Consider the following 16,754-nt stretch of genomic DNA (forward strand, 5'->3'; position numbering starts at 1 on the left):
AAATGTGCAGCCCCAAGAGAATCAAATATTTTACGATTAGAAATCGTAAGATAGTCTTAAGTAGCCGAAACGACCGATGTTGTCGTAACTTGCACTACCAGAACCTGTACCTAACGTACCGTATGGAAGTTTGCGGTTGAAGATATTATCTACACCCAGCTTAACACCAAAACCATTTTCAAAGTTATAACCAATTGTTGCATCAGAGATAACGTAAGTACCAAATGTCATTAAGCTATTTGGATTCGGGTTATCTGCAAGTTCTTGGTCAGTGTAAAGGCTTACTTCATCTAGATAACGCGTATCAAAGGTTGTAAAGAAGCCATCACGCTTATAAGAAATTGAAAGGTTTGCTTGCCATTTCGCTTCGCCAGTTGTGCCTGCGTACTCATAGTAGTCGCTCGGTTGGTCTTGGAATGGGAAAGTTTTACGCTCAATTAAGTACGTACCAATTAAACGTGTTGAGAAGTTGCCTTCTAGTGCATCAAAGTCATAACCTAATTCAAAGTCAACACCTGATGCTTCTTGACCAGACACGTTCAGAACTGAGTTTTGAATAAGTGTAATTTCACTTGACGCGCTATCACGTGTGATTAGGTTACAGTATTGGTTATTAATACCACCTTCTGCATCTACACAGCGGTCAAGAATGTCTTGTGAACCGATGGTCGAAATCGCGTCTTCAAGTTCAATTTTCCAGTAGTCAACTGTCACTACAGCGTTTTCGATGAATGAAGGTTGGTAAACAAAGCCAATTGTTGTACTGGTTGATTCTTCACCTTTCACATCTCGGTTACCACTTACTAAACCTTCAAGGGTTTGCGCATCGTAGTCTGATTCAAAATCAGCAGGTACACCAAGAGCTGCACAGTTCGCACGGCGTACTTCTGAATTTTGTAAATCATTCAAGTTATCAGCTAAACATGGATCGTCAACACTGTAGAATGTTTGGCTTGGCGCACCGAAGATTTCGCTAATGTTTGGAGCACGAAGTGCTTCTGATTGCGTTGCACGTACACGTAGTTGATCGTTAACTGTCCAATCTAAACCAAGTTTCCAGCTTGTTGCATCACCAATTGTACTGTAGTCAGCGTAACGTACCGCTGTATCGAGTACTAGGTCTTGAACAAGAGGTAAATCAGCAAGAAGTGGGATTGATGCTTCGAAGTAAATTTCATTTACATCAAACTCACCTTTGTCTTCGCCAAGCGCGTTAAAGAAGGTACCGGCTGCGTTGTCTGGCTCTTCAGTTTCGCTTTCTTCTTTACGGTATTCCACACCCGCTGCAAAACCAATGTAACCTGCTGGTAATTCATAAATTGCTGAATTTGCAAGTGAAGCAGACACAACTGTTTGAGTAATCTTTGAAGTACCTACTGAAACAGTATTGATGTAATCAATCGCTTCTTGGCTTGGTGCACCGAAGCCCATGATATTAACAGGTACACACCCTTCAGCACGTGCTTCTTCGCTGCGACAAACAACATTGCCTGAACCATCATCAATAGCATCTAGGGCATTGTAGTAGTTTGCCATGATCATGTTAGCGCCATTAACACGCTCTAAATCAGTTTGGCCATATACAACTGACGCATCTAATTCCCAGTCATTGAATACCGTGCCTTTTAAGCCTGCAACAAAACGGGTTGTTTCACGTGTATTGTTTTCAACACGACGACCTAAGTCAGTCATCATGCGGTTAACCATGATTGAGCTAACACCTTCTTGTTCCATCAGATCTTTAACACTTGAGTCAAGATAAGGGTTGTCAATCTTGATGCTGTTATTTGGGTTAAAGAAGAAGAATGCAGGCTGACCAATGCTTTGGCCTTCGCTGTTAACATACTTAGCTTCAAGATACGCATTCATGCCCTCTGCGATATCGTAGTTCGTTTTGAAGTTAATGTTGTAGCGTTCAAACTCAGGTTGAATTTGGTTAAACTGTGCTAGGTTAAATGAATCACAGTTAGCACATGCAAGGCCATCAACTTGGTCACCAATGTTAAGTTCACGATAAGTACCATCTGGGTTAAATGAATTTACATAGCCATTACTTAGCGCAAACACACCTGCGTTATTAATCGCATAGTAACCTGCATTTGGCGTATAAATGTAGTCAGGAAAAGCTGGATCATCTTTGTTTTCAGCTGTTTGAGCTGTATTACGCATATTGCGGTAAGAGCCATCAGTCCATGGGTGGTCTAACGCATTTAAAGTATCTTGACCCGAATACTCAACAGAGAATGCCACGTTACCGCGATCATTATCGAAGTTTGTGCCGTAAGAGAATGTTGCTTTTTCGTTGCTGTAATCGCTTAGGTCTGACTCGCCTCGAGTTACACTTGCGCTAAAGCCTTCGATATTCTTTTTAAGAATGAAGTTAACTACACCCGTTACAGCATCGGCACCGTATACAGCTGACGCACCACCGGTGATAATTTCAACACGCTCAACCCATGTGCTTGGAATTGTATTTGTATCAACTGATTGAGAGCCTGCAGAGCTAGAAACGTGACGCTTACCATTAACAAGTACTAGCGTACGGTCAGTACCCATATTACGTAAGTCAAGAATACTTAAACCCGCAGTACCGATGTAACGGCCAGAGTTTGAAAGTGAAAAAGTATTACCAAGAGCTGGTAATTTATTAAGTGCCTCACCGATATTAACCGCGCCTGTGTTAACTAAGTCATCACCACTGATAACTGTCACTGGCGCAGGGGCAATAGCACCTTCACGTAAAATACGAGAACCAGTTACTTCGATACGGTCGATTGTTTGTACACCTTCTTCATCAGCAGCAAATGACTGGCCTGAAATTGCAAGTGCAGATGTGCACAGGGCAAGCTTAATACTTGCACCTAAGATGTTATGTTTTTTCATTGTTTCACCTGTTAGTTTTTATTTTATCCCTTAAAGGGTTGTTAACAGTTGTTCTTAAAATGTTAACGCGGTGCACTTTATCATTGTCCCTATTATTTGCAAACAAAAACTACGTATCAATTTGTACACATCTAATTTCAATTTAAACAGTGTGTTAGATTCTTTGTGGGGTTCAGGTGTTTTTTGTTTGTTGTGAAAAGGTGATTACAGAATATTTACTTTGTTGCAGTATTAGGTATTTTAATGGTATTAGGTTTACGTAGCGTTTCGCTTTATAATGGGTGCATAATTTGTATTTGGTTGAGAGTGTATGAAAGCCATTTTTATTAGTTTTTTAATCGTTTTTTCCAGTCTGTGCGCGGCCAATAATATTGATCTTGAGGCCAATATGAAAAACATGGGGCTCGCTTATAAAAACTCAGTGCGAGCAACTGATTTAGCCACCTTTAATACCGCTATCGATGAATTTATTGAGTTGTTAGAGACTGCCAAAATAGCTGATTTTAAACAGCATAAAACAGCGTCTTTAGAAGGGCTTGATAAAGTCATAAATCAAGCAAAGCAAGCTAAGCAACTTGCAACGACCCGTGGCCTTGAAGCTGCAAAAGCGCCGCTTAAATCTATTGATGAGCTACGTAAGAAATACCATGAGCTACATGAGCCGCCAGGTTTTTGGGAGTTGTTATTTGGCAAGTAAAAATAAATTAACGAGTTAGATTTACTTTAATTTAAAAAAGGTGCCGAGGCACCTTTATTAACGCTTTTTCTTTTTACCCTGAACTGCCTTCAAGCGCGGATTGTCTTTATTAATAACATAGACACGACCTTTACGCTTTACGATTTGGCAGCCCGGGCGGTTCTTCGCGCTTTTTAATGAACTTAATACTTTCATGTTCTTTCCTATAGCAACTACTTGCTCGCTAAGTTTTTGAAACGACGATTAAACGCAGCAACACGGCCATCGCTTGCAACAGCTTTTTGCTTACCGGTATAAAACGGGTGTGAATCGCTTGATACGTCAATTGGCACATAAGGGTAGGTTTTTCCCTCAAGTTCAATCGTGCGCGAAGTTTTAATTGTCGAACCAATAATAAAGTAGCTGTCTGCCGCTGTATCATGAAACGCGACTTGCTGGTAATCAGGGTGGATATTTGGCTTCATAATGGAACTCTTTGTTATGTGATAATGTATCGATTATAGGGTGGTTGACTATTTAGATCAAGATAAAAATGATTCTTATTTATATTAATTTGTCTTAATTTTGTACAAGCTGAACAATCAATAAGCAGTTAGATTTAAAAAGCTGGATATTGTCGATAAGGCTGTTATAACTAGGTATGCGTGCTTATTTTAAAGAAGGATAAGGAAGTGAATGATAAAACTAGCCGTGAAGAACTAGATCAAAATGTAATGAACACGCTTCGCGATAAAGACCATTCTGTTTTAGCTAATCATGTAGACACCTTGTTATGTACTCACAACGATATTATTGAGTTGTTGGCACAGTATTTAGCTCTGAGTGAACAAGATGATGATGAGCGTTTCGATACCTGGTTTGATAATCTAAGTAAAGAGCAACACACCGTTGTGAAGACTTTCGAAGTGTATCGTGGTCAGTACGAGCATTTAGATTCTTAATACTTGATCAAGTTGTTTTTACATGAAAAAAGCCACCCGAAGGCGGCTTTGCTGATTAGCGCTAACTAATTAATCTAACATGTAAGCTCGCATGGTAATTTGCTCTGCTTGGCTTGAGCCGTAATCAGAAACAATCGTTCGAATATGGACAAAGTCACCAACGTTTCCTGTATTAGGGATCGTAGCTACCCATTCACCGTCAATGTGTTCAACTTGTGCATCTATCCAGTTTTCGCTTGAGAACTTCGTTGATACAGGGCAATAGATATAAGCAGGCACGTTAGCAATCGTACATTCTTGGCCGTATGCATATTGGAACTGTACATCTGCCAGCGCCACTTCACCAACACCGTCTAGTAAACCCGTTAACTTAACTTGAGCCGCTTCACCCGCTTTCATGCTGTTATTAATATCAACCGGTAAATCAACCATAGGCACTAAAATTGGCTGAACACCTTGTTGCTGCTCGTCAGCTGTAAATGTATAGAAGCCTTGGTAAAGAGAACCTAGCTTATCATTGGCTGGAGAGCGCTCACCGACACCGCGAGCATAAGATCGCATTTCTAAGGTAATTTGATGAGAGCCCGGCTCAAGGGTTAATGTGCCTTGATACGGAGATGCTGGCTCACCATTTACTTTTAAACCAAATGCTGAGCTACCCATAAAGCCGAAGATACCATCATGGTTTGCGGCATCGCCAAACGAGGCAAGATTAAAGTAAAGAACATTGGTATCGCGGCTAATAATCGCTGAGCCACTGCTGCCTAAGCTACCAGCGCGTGGACCTTTAAACCAAGTAGTGCTTTGCTCAGCACCTTCTGTCATTGCGCGTGGACCATCAAAATAAGCGCCTCCACTTTGAATTTTATAGTTTGGCATAACGACATTCGTCCATGCATTTTTTGCACTTGCTGTGTAATATTCATCACGTTGATGAGGCAACATAATTAACTGTGAGCTACCTGTTGAGTAGAACTCCCCTGTACTGTTGGTCATTGCCATAACATCAGTCCATGCAGGGCGCTCATCATTTTGCGAGTGATAAGACGCACTTATTTTATGCATTTTATGTTCAGCAATATTGATTTGCCCAGGTTGAATTCGGCCATCAGTAATATGGTTTATTGAATAAGCATAAGGTGAGCGTTCAGCCGCAATACCAGACCAGCTAACGATATTGTTGCCAGCCTCGATTTCTGCCATTAAGGCTTCACCTTGTTCGGTACTAATGCCAATCACGGGGACTTTTGGTGTGCCTGTGATTGCCCCTTTATATCGACCGCCACGACCAGGGCGATAAAAAATCACACCGCTAGCGCCTTTTTTCATCGCATTACCGACCATGTAAGACGTGAGGTAATTAGGGTTAGCAATAAGCGCAATTTTTCCGTCTAACTCAAATTGGCTCCAGTCAGTGCTGTAACCAGCATCACCTACTGGCACTACTTCTGCAGAGCCTTCACCATGAAAAGACAGTGCTAAACCTTGTTTGATGTAATCAAGTTCAACTCCGTTTTGCATAGTGACGGTTGTTTCTGGAGCCACTGCGCGGGTGGTGATAAATGAGCGAAAGCGATCGTCATGACCTTGTGACCATGCATACATATCATTTACGTAATCAGGAGCCATTTCGATAGCTGCAAGCTTCGCAACTTCTTGATCGTCGATCGCGTAAGTAAAGCCAAATGAATAACCTTGTGGATCAAGAGGCTGGTCAGCTTTAAAGGTGATAGGTTGAGCGTTACGTGCATCAAAGTTAATCTCTGTTTTGCCATCAATCTTACGATTTAATACAGCCATTTGTGCCGCTGATTCAACTAAACCAGAGCTGGTTTGCGGATTATCGTAAGTCATAATGTTAGCAATCAACGTATAGTAACCAGCAGGTACATCGATATTGGCTTTACCGCCAGTGAGCCTAACAAGACTGCCCCAATCATCTTCTTCATTTATTAAGTAAAGCTTAGATGGCGAGCCTGCTTGATTACCCCAGCGATCAGTCAGGTTAACAGTTAAATTAACGTGAGGTTGGTCAATCCAAAATGATACTGGCACAGTCACTTGTTGGTCGGTATTGCCAACGGTTGTGCCTGTGATACGACCTGTAATTGCACCATAAGCACTGTTATTAAGTGCCACACTTGGGTCTATCCACATAGGGACTTGAGCAACACCTTTGGCTGGGATTGTCACAGAGTTTACATCTAACCCTGCCAAGGTCGCTGGTAATTGTGTTTTGCCATCTTCACCAATTAAGTCTAATTTCAATTTTAATTTAATACTTTCATCAGACGTGTTTGTTAGCGTGATCTGTGTTTCTGTAAATGCACTATTGGCATTATCAAAGTAGCCAAGTTCACGGTTTGCAGGGGCCACAATAGCTTGGTCAATGGCACGGTCGATATTCATGGCACCGGCACCTTGCTCAAGTACGTGAGAATCACCACTAAATACAGATGATGTAAGCACGTCTTTAATTTCTTTTGGCGTAAGGTCTTGGCGAGCTTGCATAACAATTGCAGCACCACCGGCAACATGAGGGGCTGCCATCGAAGTACCAGAATAGACGCGGTAAGCCGTATCACCTAAGCCACCAGAAGCTGCAGCAATAACAGATACACCTTGCGAGGCAATATCTGGTTTTGCTGAGTGGCCATCTGGAGATGGACCGCGTGAAGAGAACGACGCCGTATTGCCGTCACGGTCAATGGCACCCACGGTTAATGCACTTGGTGCACAGCCCGGTGAACCAATCGTTTCGCGGGTAAAGCTATTGCCTGCAGAGATAACAAATAAAGCCTTATCACTCAGCGCTTCAACCATCTCAACCAATGGGCCACTACAGGTTGTTGCTGTGCCACCCAATGACATATTTACAATGTCAGCGCGCTCTGAAAGCACCGCCCATTGCATGCCATTTAAAATACCGTAGGTTGATCCTCCTCCTGTATTACCAAGTACTTTACCGATAATTAAATCGGCGGCTGGTGCCACACCGACCCATTTACCTTCTGACTCCTGACCATTGCCTGCAACGGTTGAGGCTGTATGAGTTCCATGACCATTTAAGTCATCTACACCGTTGCTCGAATACGTAAAATCACGGGATGCAATGACACGACCTAGTAAGTCTGGGTGCTCGGTATCGTAGCCTGTATCAAGCACGGCAACTTTAATACCTGCGCCATTATAGTTAATCGCTGACTCACCATATGCGCCGGTAAGCGGGACTGTTGGAGTCAGTGTTTCTGACTGGGTAACCTTGTGAGCATGAACGACAGCATCAAGCCAAAGACCTTCAACGTCAGCTTGTGCAACCAGGGTTTGCCAAGTTTGCGCTGCTTTGTCTTTGCTGATTGCAAATGCAGCGCTGTCGATTAGCTCAATTTCACCGGTTAATGACATACCAGCAAGCGTTGCTGGGACTGCAGGTCCTGCAAGGGTGCCGTCGCGGTATTCAACAATGATGGGGAGCGCGTCGGTTGATGCATCATCGTAACCCGATTCATATAACTTATTAATGTTAAATAACTCTAAATCGATCGCATTTGAATCAACTAAGGCTTGAGCATGGTTTGGAACAACATAGGTGTTGTTACCACGTTTAAAGATACTGGTGAATGTATCTGAACCATCTGCAGTGACTAATCGAATGCCGCCTAGCTTGCCGTCTTTATTGACAACAGCCGATACTTTGTCCCCAGTGATCAATGTGAATGTAAGGGCATCCGCTTCACTTTGTTGTGTAACAAATGATTCTTCAGCGGTTGCTGGCTGGGCAATCGATAAGCCGAGCATGGCTAAGTAGGTCGCCTTTAAGCGACCAAGCCTTGGAAAAGGTTTCATCTTTTCATCCTTTATTTTGATGTAATTAGTTTGGAAGAAAGGAGTTATTGCTAGGTGTCAAAACAACAAATATGACAAGAGCTATAACTCAACCAGACCAATCTATCGATCAAGCAGATGAAAACCTACAAAACAAAGGTAGCAAATTGTATTAACCTATTTGCAACAAAATAAACACTGCTGTAACTTTGTGCGATCGTTCAGTTTCGCTTCATTTTAAGCGCAAAAATGAGAGGTTATTTTACCGATAGATCGTACTTTGCCACTACGTCATCAATATAACGATGGCGTAAGGTGTTTTTACCTTCGTTGCCCGTACCATGACTTAACGCGCGGTTCATTAATTTGAGCGCCTTATGCAAGCTTTGGCGCTCTTCTACGCTTAAACCTGACTTAGTACGCAATTCAGTAATGTCATCAATCAATAACTTAGCTACGTCGAGCTGCACGGCTTCTTCAACTAAGCCATTTTGTGTCAGCACACCGTATTTACTGCAAAGAAATTGTTGCCAAACTTGCTGTAAGTGCTCGTCAATTTCACTGCCAAATAATTCTTCATCGATAGCAAAGCCTTGCTCGGCAAGCTTACTGAGTTGATTTGAATATTGCTGAGCAAAATAATTAAACGCTTGGCAGGATGAGCTTATGTCATGTTTGATAATTAGTTGCCCCCAACTAGCGGCACCACGAGGGTAATAGTCTTGATATTCTTCGCATTGATAAATGCCCGAATACGAACTGCATTCTAATTGACTCTGCAAACAGTAACTCGGCTTTGGAAATAAACTACTTTGTTGCCATGCTGATAGCGTTTCCTCATCAATTGAGAGGGTATGGCACAGCTCTTCAGTTGTATAAAAGTAGGTTGCCAAAAATTTTGAAAGTTGCATTATCAAATACTCACAATAAACACTGTTAATTTATACAGTGTTTGATTTTGGCTTAACTTTGATTTTTTCTCAAGTATTTTTATTTATTGCAGCACACTACTCGGAAAATGCCTGTGTTTGTGATACAACTAGCGCAAATTTTCCAAACATTAAAAAAGTTATGCGCAACCTAGAAACAATTAAACAAGCAAGTTTGATCACCGCTATAAAAACACCTTATTTAACCAATGGTGAAATTGATCTTGCATGTTATGACGACCTTGTTGAACAGCAAATTGCAGCTGGTGTTGATGGCATTATTGTCGGTGGTACCACAGGTGAAGGGCAATTAATGAATTGGGAAGAACACTTAATGCTAATTGCTCACAGTGTTAGTAAATTCTCTGACCGTTTATTAATTGTCGGTAATACAGGTAGCAACAATACACGCGAAGCGATTAAAGCAACCGAGTATGGTTTTGCCACCGGTATGGATGCAGCGCTACAAATTAACCCTTATTACGGACGTACGTCGCTGGCGGGTGTGAAAGAACACTTTAACCGTTTACTTGATATTGGTCCTGCGTTTATATACAACGTAGCAGGTCGTACAGGCCAAGACTTAACACCAGATATCATTGAGCCACTCGCTAAGCACGAAAACTTTATCGGTGTAAAAGAGTGCGGTGGCAATGAGCGTATTGCTCATTATGAACAGCAAGGTATTGCTTGTTGGTCAGGTAATGATGATGAAGCGCATGATGCAAGACACATTCATAACGCCCACGGTGTTATCTCGGTTACATCTAATATTATTCCAGGCTTATTTCGTCAGTTAATGGATGAGCAAAATGATGCACTTAATGCAAAACTACAGCCACTTATGGGCTGGTTATTCTGCGAGCCTAATCCAATTGCAATTAATACGGCACTGATGATGACAGGCGCGGTAAATCCTGTGTTCCGTCTTCCTTATGTGCCACTAACAAGTGCTCAGCAAGAAATTGGTTTAGGTTACATTAACGAACTTGATGTTGCTGATATAGTAGGCGATAAAGCACAACTTTTAACCGAAAAAGACGTTATTTTGCGATAAAAATGAATGAGTGCTTAATTGCGGCTGTAATTAAGCACCATTGTTTTACTTTTTTGTAGCTAATAGGTAAAATTAGCAATCGTTTGGCGTTATAAGAATAATATTTGTGAAATTTGTTGTTGAGAATTTGTGTTTATGGGTTGCACCCGAGCAACAAATAGCAGAATTAAGCCATCTCAATCTTCTTGACCTCGATTTAAGCTGGGTTGCACCGATGCAGCGCCGCCGCTTAAGCTCGTTTATGAAAATGGCTCTTCATACTATGCATCAAGCGCAAGGTGAGTATCAGCAGCTAGCTGTTAATTTTTCATCGCGTCATGGTGACTTACCAAAAACATCGCAACTATTGCATTCACTTGTTGAACAAGAGCCACTTTCTCCGACTGCATTTGGTTTGAGTGTACATAATGCTGCAACCGGATTGTTCTCGATTATTGCAAAAAATAAAGCCCCGATGAATGCTATCGCTGGTGGCCAAGACAGCATTATATCTGCCATGATTGATGGTTTTGCTCGTGTTTATAGTGGGGGTGAGCAACAAATTTTAATTGCTCATGCCGAAAGTGTATTACCAGATGAGTACTTACCATTTAGTGACGAGCAACAAATTGCACATAGTGTGTCGTTCGTATTATCAACAGCGCAGACCGGTAAGCCGTATTTTGAATTAACAAAACTTCCTGAATCAGAACATACTCAAAGTGACTCGTGTTTACCACTGAGTTTGCAATTAGCAGCTGCTTTAACAAGCAAAGGGTCACAATCGCTGCTTTCACATCAACAATCAGCTTGGATGCTACAGTACCATGGCGACTAACGTTTACATTAAGTTGAATAAAATTTGGCGGGTACTGGCAACCGGGTTTTGTTTTTCTGTATTTGGTTTTGGCGGTATTGTACTCACCTTGTTGGTTTTGCCTTTACAACGTTTATTTGAACCTTGCCAAGCGAAACAAGCGCTGTTAGATATTCCGCTGTATTTTGCTGATCAAAGTCATAGCAGCATTAAAACCAATTATGGTGAAGTGATCACCAACAAGAAAACCAACGCATTTAATAAAACTGACCGAGAAGCGTGTGAGTGGCTAATGCTGAGTGCATTAAAAGCATTACAAGAGCGTGCTGTTCGTGAAGGCATGAATGCAGTTGTAAATATTCAGTCATATTACAAAAAACGTGAGTTTGTTAGCCAAACAGAATATCAATGTGGTGCGGGTACATTTGTTGCTGGCGTGGCATTAAAAGGCACTTTAGTTAAGTTATAACTAACTAAAGTCATTTTTTTTCTGTATAATTTGCGGCCCTTGATATGATGGCCGCAGGTTATACAGCATGAATTTTAAATCATTTAGTTTTTCTTCTGAGCTTTTACAGGCATTAGAAGAGCTTAATTTCGAAACGCTTACTCCCGTTCAACGTAGTGCAATTCCTGCGGTAAGAAAAGGCAAAGACGTACTTGTCAGTGCGCAAACAGGCACGGGTAAAACCGCTGCATTTGCTTTACCACTTATCCAAAAATTATCAGAATCAGCGGTTAGTGAAAATAATGCACCGAGTGCATTAGTGCTTGCACCTACCCGCGAGTTAGCTGAGCAAATCGCCAATAATTTTAAAGCGTTTGCAAAATACACAGAACTCAAAACAGTGTGTTTGTTTGGTGGTATCAATATAGCGGGTCAAGCTAACGATTTGAAAGCAGGTGTCGATATCGTGGTTGCAACACCAGGGCGCTTACTTGATCATCTGCGTTTAGGTAACATCAGCTTAGCTAATGTTAAGCATTTAGTGCTTGATGAAGCTGACCGTATGCTAGACATGGGCTTTATCAGCGATATGCAAACGGTTATTAATGGTTGTGATGAAACGCGTCAAATATTGTTGTTCTCTGCCACTTTCCCGGCGGCAATTAAACAATTTGCGAGTAAAGTACTAAAGCAGCCTGAAATTATTCGTGTAGATCAAACCAACAGTACCGCAGAGACAGTGCAACACGTTGTTTATCCTGTTGAAGAGCGCCGTAAGCAAGAGCTTTTATCTGAATTGATTGGTAAGAAAAACTGGCAGCAAGTACTTGTTTTCGTAAACATGAAAGAAACCGCTGATGAGCTTGTAAAAGAGCTTAACCTTGATGGTATTCCTGCTGTTGTTTGTCATGGAGATAAAACCCAAGGTAACCGTCGCCGCGCTTTACGCGAGTTTAAAGAAGGTAAAGTTCGCGTACTAGTCGCAACTGAAGTAGCTGCTCGTGGTATTGATATTGAAGGGTTGCCACGTGTGATCAACATCGATCTACCTTGGCTTGCAGAAGACTACGTGCATCGTATCGGCCGTACAGGTCGTGCTGGTAAGCCGGGTCAAGCAATTTCGTTTGTGAGCCGTGAAGAAGAAAACACTTTATTCGATATCGAAAAGCTAATCGGACAGCGCATCAAGCGTGTTGTTTTACCAGGTTACGAAGTAAGCAGCCGTGAAGTACTGATTGATAAAATTGGTAAAAAGCCGTCGCATTTACGTCGTAGCCGTACAAATAAGGCTTCGGGTCAGGCAACGGGTGAAGCGCGTGCAAAGAACCGTTCACGAATCGCAAATGTTCGCAAATCTTTGAAAGGCAATAAATTAAGCCTTAAAAAGTAATAGATTTCGATAACAATGTATAAAAAAGCCCCATTGCTGTTTGGCAATGGGGCTTTTTTGGCTCTGTTAGTAGTACAAATGGAGTATTTTGTTAAATTTTATGACATAAAACTGAAAATTAGATTAACAAATGTACCTTGCTGAATTACAATCGCTTTGAAATCAGTCAAGTAGCGTTTCTTGCGCGTCAGTGTCTAAATGGATGTTTATGCAGTACTTAAAAAGAATAATAAAGAAAATAATCGCCCCTACTTTTTTACTTAGTGTTGTTTGTGTGCCTTTTTCTGCCAATGCATTTGATAAAGCAGAGTTCTCCCTTGCCCATATTAAAGAGTCTATTAGCGTTGATGGTGTGATGGATGAGTCGCACTGGCAATACGCCACAAAAGTGCCATTAAAATATCAGAATGAACCAACCGAAAAAGGCACGCCGCTCGTGCAAACCGATGCCTACATGTATGAAGATGGTAAATACTTGTATGTTGGTTTTATTGCAAAAGATAATGACCCTTCGCAAATTCGTGCAGCCCTTCGAGATCGTGACACACTTTGGCAAGACGACAATGTTGCCTTAATGATTGATACCTTTAATGATGAACGAACAGGCTATGAGTTTTATGTAAACCCTCTGGGTGCGCAAGGCGATATGCGCATGACGGATATTGATGATTGGGTGGAAGATCCATCATGGGATGCCATTTGGGACAGTGCAGGGCAAATTACCGACGACGGTTATGTGGTTGAAATGCGTATTCCATTCACTGCACTTCGCTTTCCAAAAGATCAAACAGAGTTAACCTGGAGTTTTGCAGTTTGGCGAAATTATCCGCGTGATGTGTATTATCAAATGTCGAATGTTGGTTTTGACCGAGATGTGAAATGTAGCTTTTGCCAGTTTGATAAACTAACAGGCTTTGCCAACATGACAGAAAGCCAAAACATTCAGCTTACGCCAACTTTAACTGCTCTTCGCCATGATACCAAAGATACAGTGCCGGGTGATTGGCAAAATGGTGATATTGATACTGAAGCGGGCTTGGACTTACGTTGGGGGGTGACGCAAGATGCGGTTATTAATGCCACCATTAATCCTGACTTTTCGCAGGTCGAGGCAGATTCACTTGAACTTGATGTAAATACTACTTACTCAATTTATTATGCTGAAAAGCGTCCATTCTTTTTAGATGGCGCCTCTTATTTTGATACCAGCCAACTAGAGCTTTTATACACACGAATGATTGCTGAACCTGATGTGGGTTTAAAATTAACAGGTAAAACCGGCGCGCACAGCTATGGCTTTATGTACGCTGACGATCAGAATACCAGTGTCTTACTCCCGACGAATCAAGGTTCGGGCTTTGCTAATCTGGCAGATAAAACGCAAGCCGTAGCAGGGCGCTATCAGTTTGATATTGGCCAAAAAGGTACTATTGGTGTGATGAGTACTCACCGTGAAAATGATGATTACCACAATACGGTGTTATCTCTAGATGGTAGTTACTGGTTTAATCAATCAGATAGTTTGCAGTATCAAGTAGCAAGCACAGATACTACTAACTCAGAATTTTTAGTTGATTATTATGGCGTTGATAAAAATCAATCAGATCAAGCTTATGCTATTGAATTTACAAGAACTAAGCGTGATTACGAAGTCTATGCTAATTACGAAAATATAGGTAAAGAATACCGCTCAGACTTAGGTTATCAAGCTAAAGTTGATTACGAGCAAGTACAATTAGGTGGTGGACAAACCTGGTATCGTGATGTTGATGATGCAATCACAGAGTACAGCTACAATGTTGAGTGGGATAAAACATGGGCGCAAAATGGCGACCTACTCGAAGAAGAATATGATGGTTTTTTTACCTTTAAAGGTAAGATGCAGTCGCAAACAGAAATTGGCTTTATTCATCGTAATGAGTTTTATGCCGGCGAGTTTTTTAATCAAAACATAGGTTATATCTATGGCGGTTTTAGACCGATCCGCGACGTGCGTTTTCTATTATATGCTCAATATGGCAGCAAAATTGACTACAGTAATGCAGCTTTAGGTACTATGGTCCGCATTGAGCCTGAGATGACGTGGGACATAAACGATCATTGGCAGGTTCAATTAGAGCACAGCTACAGCTATTTGGATAACGAGCAAAATGAACGTGTTTATACTGCAAACTTAACGGATCTGCGTGTTTATTATAAATTCAATATGCGCTCGATGCTGAAGCTCGTTTTGCAGTTTGAAGATGTCGATCGAAACAACGAAGCTTATCGATTTGATGTAAGCCAAACTAACCGCGATTATGGCAGTCAGTTAGTGTATTCGTACAAGATTAACTCGCAGACACTGTTTTATTTAGGGTATTCTGATAAAGGATATCAAGATGATTCATTGAAGAATCTTGAGCGCGACCAGCGCACCTTCTTCACTAAGCTAAGCTATGCATGGCAGCTTTAATCTTTAATGAGGCAACATTAGTTGCCTCTAATTATAAGTAGTTAATTAAGAAGTTTATTAAAGTCAGGGTGTGCAAATATTTCAGAGTTTAACTTCTGAACTGCTGGTACAAATGAACGCTGCATCTCTGAGCAAGCTGATGCAGCCGTGTAACTTGATTCGTAATCATATCGTGATTTGATGTCAAACCCATTTCCGTTTGAAGATCTTAGTGACATATCAAATTCCCAGTAGGCATTACCAATCACTGTACTTCCGTATATGTCATTCAAATTGGCGGTGATTGTACTTACAGATGCTTCATCATATAAATCTGCAACTACCATCTCAGAGAGTATTGAATCTCGTATGTAAGTTGCGAATGTTTTTCCTTCAGGTGTACCTATAGGTGTGGCTAACCTGCACATTACCTTACTTTCTTCTCTTTCTGAGTCTGTAAAATCACCTACTTTTGATTTTAATCCTGATTTTGAAACACTTCTAAGTTTCATCGTGTTTTCAGTTGAAGTTGAGTAAGTATGTACTTTATTGGCACAACCAGTTGCTAATAAAGTTACAAATAAAACTGAAGTTGTTTTTATTATTGACATTATTTTCCTTGCCCAAAATTATTTAGCAAAACTGTGCTGGGCTAAATTCGCACAGAATGCATATTACATGTATTATTTAAATACACATAAATTATACTTAACTTACTGTTTTTAATGAAATGTTTTAGTGATTACAAATGTAACTTTATGTAGCGAAGGTGACAACTGAATTGCTTAATAGTGATGATGTGCAGAGCAAAATTGGTCAGCTTATAGCTGACCAACTTCTTCGTTTACTTTACTTCTTACCACTCCTTCAAGGCTTTTTAAGCCCCATTGCTTACCAATCTCAACAGCTTCATCAACTGGCTTTTTTAAGGTTATGGCATTGTATAGCGCTACAAGAGCACCGACACGGTTGCTGCTAGCACAGTGCAGTAAGGTGGTTTGCTGTTGGTGCTCATTGAGCAAAGCCTGAAGTTTCGTAGCATTTTCAATGGTAATATCAGCCTTAGATTGCACAGGAATATGGTAATAGTTCATACCAAGCTCAGTGACTAACTCTTGCTCAGACCAATTCGTTTCGTTATCACCGCGAAGGTTGATGATGTTCTCAACACCAAGTTGTTTTAATTTCGCAAAATCAGTGTGACTTGGCTGCCCTGAAGTTAGCACATGCTCAGACTGCGCCTTAAGATTTAAAATATCCAGTTTTGTAGCAACGGTTTGTGCTGCTAATGCTGAAAATGACAGCAGCGCAGCACATGCCAATTTTATAAACTTATTCATGTTACTCCTTGAAA

The 16,754-nt window shown here is 41.1% G+C and carries 14 protein-coding genes; 7 read left to right on the plus strand and 7 right to left on the minus strand.

Translation table 11 applies throughout. The features are described from left to right. Nucleotides 1-36: 36 nt before the first annotated feature. Entirely contained in the window at nt 37-2,883 is a 2,847-nt protein-coding gene (locus tag AUR67_RS03210) for a TonB-dependent receptor plug domain-containing protein (RefSeq protein WP_058584103.1), read from the minus strand. A gap of 310 nt (nt 2,884-3,193) precedes the next feature. Between AUR67_RS03210 and AUR67_RS03215 the strand changes: the two genes are divergently transcribed. Continuing rightward, nucleotides 3,194-3,580 carry a cytochrome b562 gene (locus AUR67_RS03215; protein ID WP_058584104.1) on the plus strand — a complete coding sequence of 129 codons (387 nt, stop codon included), beginning with the start codon at nt 3,194-3,196 and terminating at the stop codon, nt 3,578-3,580. Between the two features lie 57 nt (nt 3,581-3,637). On the opposite strand, the gene ykgO is transcribed toward AUR67_RS03215, so the two are convergent. Both ykgO and AUR67_RS03225 read right to left on the minus strand, forming a co-directional pair. Next, nucleotides 3,638-3,775, minus strand: coding sequence for a type B 50S ribosomal protein L36 (gene ykgO, locus AUR67_RS03220; RefSeq protein WP_058584105.1), 138 nt, complete (start codon nt 3,773-3,775; stop codon nt 3,638-3,640). 17 nt (nt 3,776-3,792) lie between these two features. Beyond that, the gene (locus tag AUR67_RS03225) at nt 3,793-4,044 is read right to left on the minus strand and encodes a type B 50S ribosomal protein L31 (RefSeq protein WP_058584106.1); all 252 of its coding nucleotides are present in this window, start codon (nt 4,042-4,044) and stop codon (nt 3,793-3,795) included. 249 nt (nt 4,045-4,293) lie between these two features. On the opposite strand from AUR67_RS03225, the gene AUR67_RS03230 reads away from it, so the two are divergent. After that, a complete protein-coding gene (locus AUR67_RS03230) occupies nt 4,294-4,521 on the plus strand; it encodes a hypothetical protein (protein ID WP_414858321.1) in 228 nt (75 codons plus the stop codon). Nucleotides 4,522-4,590: 69 nt separating this feature from the next. Here the strand turns inward: AUR67_RS03230 and AUR67_RS03235 are convergent, their stop codons facing one another. Both AUR67_RS03235 and AUR67_RS03240 read right to left on the minus strand, forming a co-directional pair. After that, complete coding sequence (locus AUR67_RS03235) at nt 4,591-8,367, minus strand: S8 family serine peptidase (RefSeq protein ID WP_058584108.1); 3,777 nt, start codon at nt 8,365-8,367, stop codon at nt 4,591-4,593. A 236-nt stretch (nt 8,368-8,603) separates the two neighbouring features. Then, nucleotides 8,604-9,257: a DUF6058 family natural product biosynthesis protein gene (locus AUR67_RS03240; protein ID WP_058584109.1), complete on the minus strand. Its 654-nt coding sequence runs from the start codon at nt 9,255-9,257 to the stop codon at nt 8,604-8,606. 160 nt (nt 9,258-9,417) lie between these two features. Here AUR67_RS03240 and dapA point away from each other — a divergent pair, with 160 nt between their 5' ends. The 5 genes from dapA (at nt 9,418) to AUR67_RS03265 (ending at nt 15,421) form a co-directional block, all read left to right on the plus strand. Then, complete coding sequence (gene dapA / locus AUR67_RS03245; protein ID WP_058584383.1) at nt 9,418-10,332, plus strand: 4-hydroxy-tetrahydrodipicolinate synthase; 915 nt, start codon at nt 9,418-9,420, stop codon at nt 10,330-10,332. Between the two features lie 106 nt (nt 10,333-10,438). Beyond that, entirely contained in the window at nt 10,439-11,149 is a 711-nt protein-coding gene (locus tag AUR67_RS03250; RefSeq protein ID WP_152996472.1) for a beta-ketoacyl synthase chain length factor, read from the plus strand. Continuing rightward, a complete protein-coding gene (locus AUR67_RS03255) occupies nt 11,139-11,597 on the plus strand; it encodes an excinuclease ABC subunit A (RefSeq protein WP_235591781.1) in 459 nt (152 codons plus the stop codon). Before AUR67_RS03250 ends, AUR67_RS03255 begins: the two co-directional genes overlap by 11 nt. Nucleotides 11,598-11,664: 67 nt before the next feature. Next, entirely contained in the window at nt 11,665-12,966 is a 1,302-nt protein-coding gene (locus tag AUR67_RS03260; protein ID WP_058584110.1) for a DEAD/DEAH box helicase, read from the plus strand. A 208-nt stretch (nt 12,967-13,174) separates the two neighbouring features. After that, nucleotides 13,175-15,421 (plus strand): carbohydrate binding family 9 domain-containing protein, encoded by a 2,247-nt coding sequence (locus tag AUR67_RS03265; protein ID WP_058584111.1) that lies wholly within the window; start codon nt 13,175-13,177, stop codon nt 15,419-15,421. A gap of 41 nt (nt 15,422-15,462) precedes the next feature. Here the strand turns inward: AUR67_RS03265 and AUR67_RS03270 are convergent, their stop codons facing one another. Beyond that, nucleotides 15,463-16,011 (minus strand): hypothetical protein, encoded by a 549-nt coding sequence (locus tag AUR67_RS03270; RefSeq protein ID WP_058584112.1) that lies wholly within the window; start codon nt 16,009-16,011, stop codon nt 15,463-15,465. Nucleotides 16,012-16,221: 210 nt separating this feature from the next. Beyond that, a complete protein-coding gene (locus AUR67_RS03275) occupies nt 16,222-16,740 on the minus strand; it encodes a protein tyrosine phosphatase family protein (RefSeq protein WP_058584113.1) in 519 nt (172 codons plus the stop codon). Between the last annotated feature and the right edge of the window lie 14 nt (nt 16,741-16,754).

It is taken from the genome of Pseudoalteromonas sp. XI10 (genome assembly GCF_001469895.1).
Classification (GTDB): domain Bacteria; phylum Pseudomonadota; class Gammaproteobacteria; order Enterobacterales; family Alteromonadaceae; genus Pseudoalteromonas.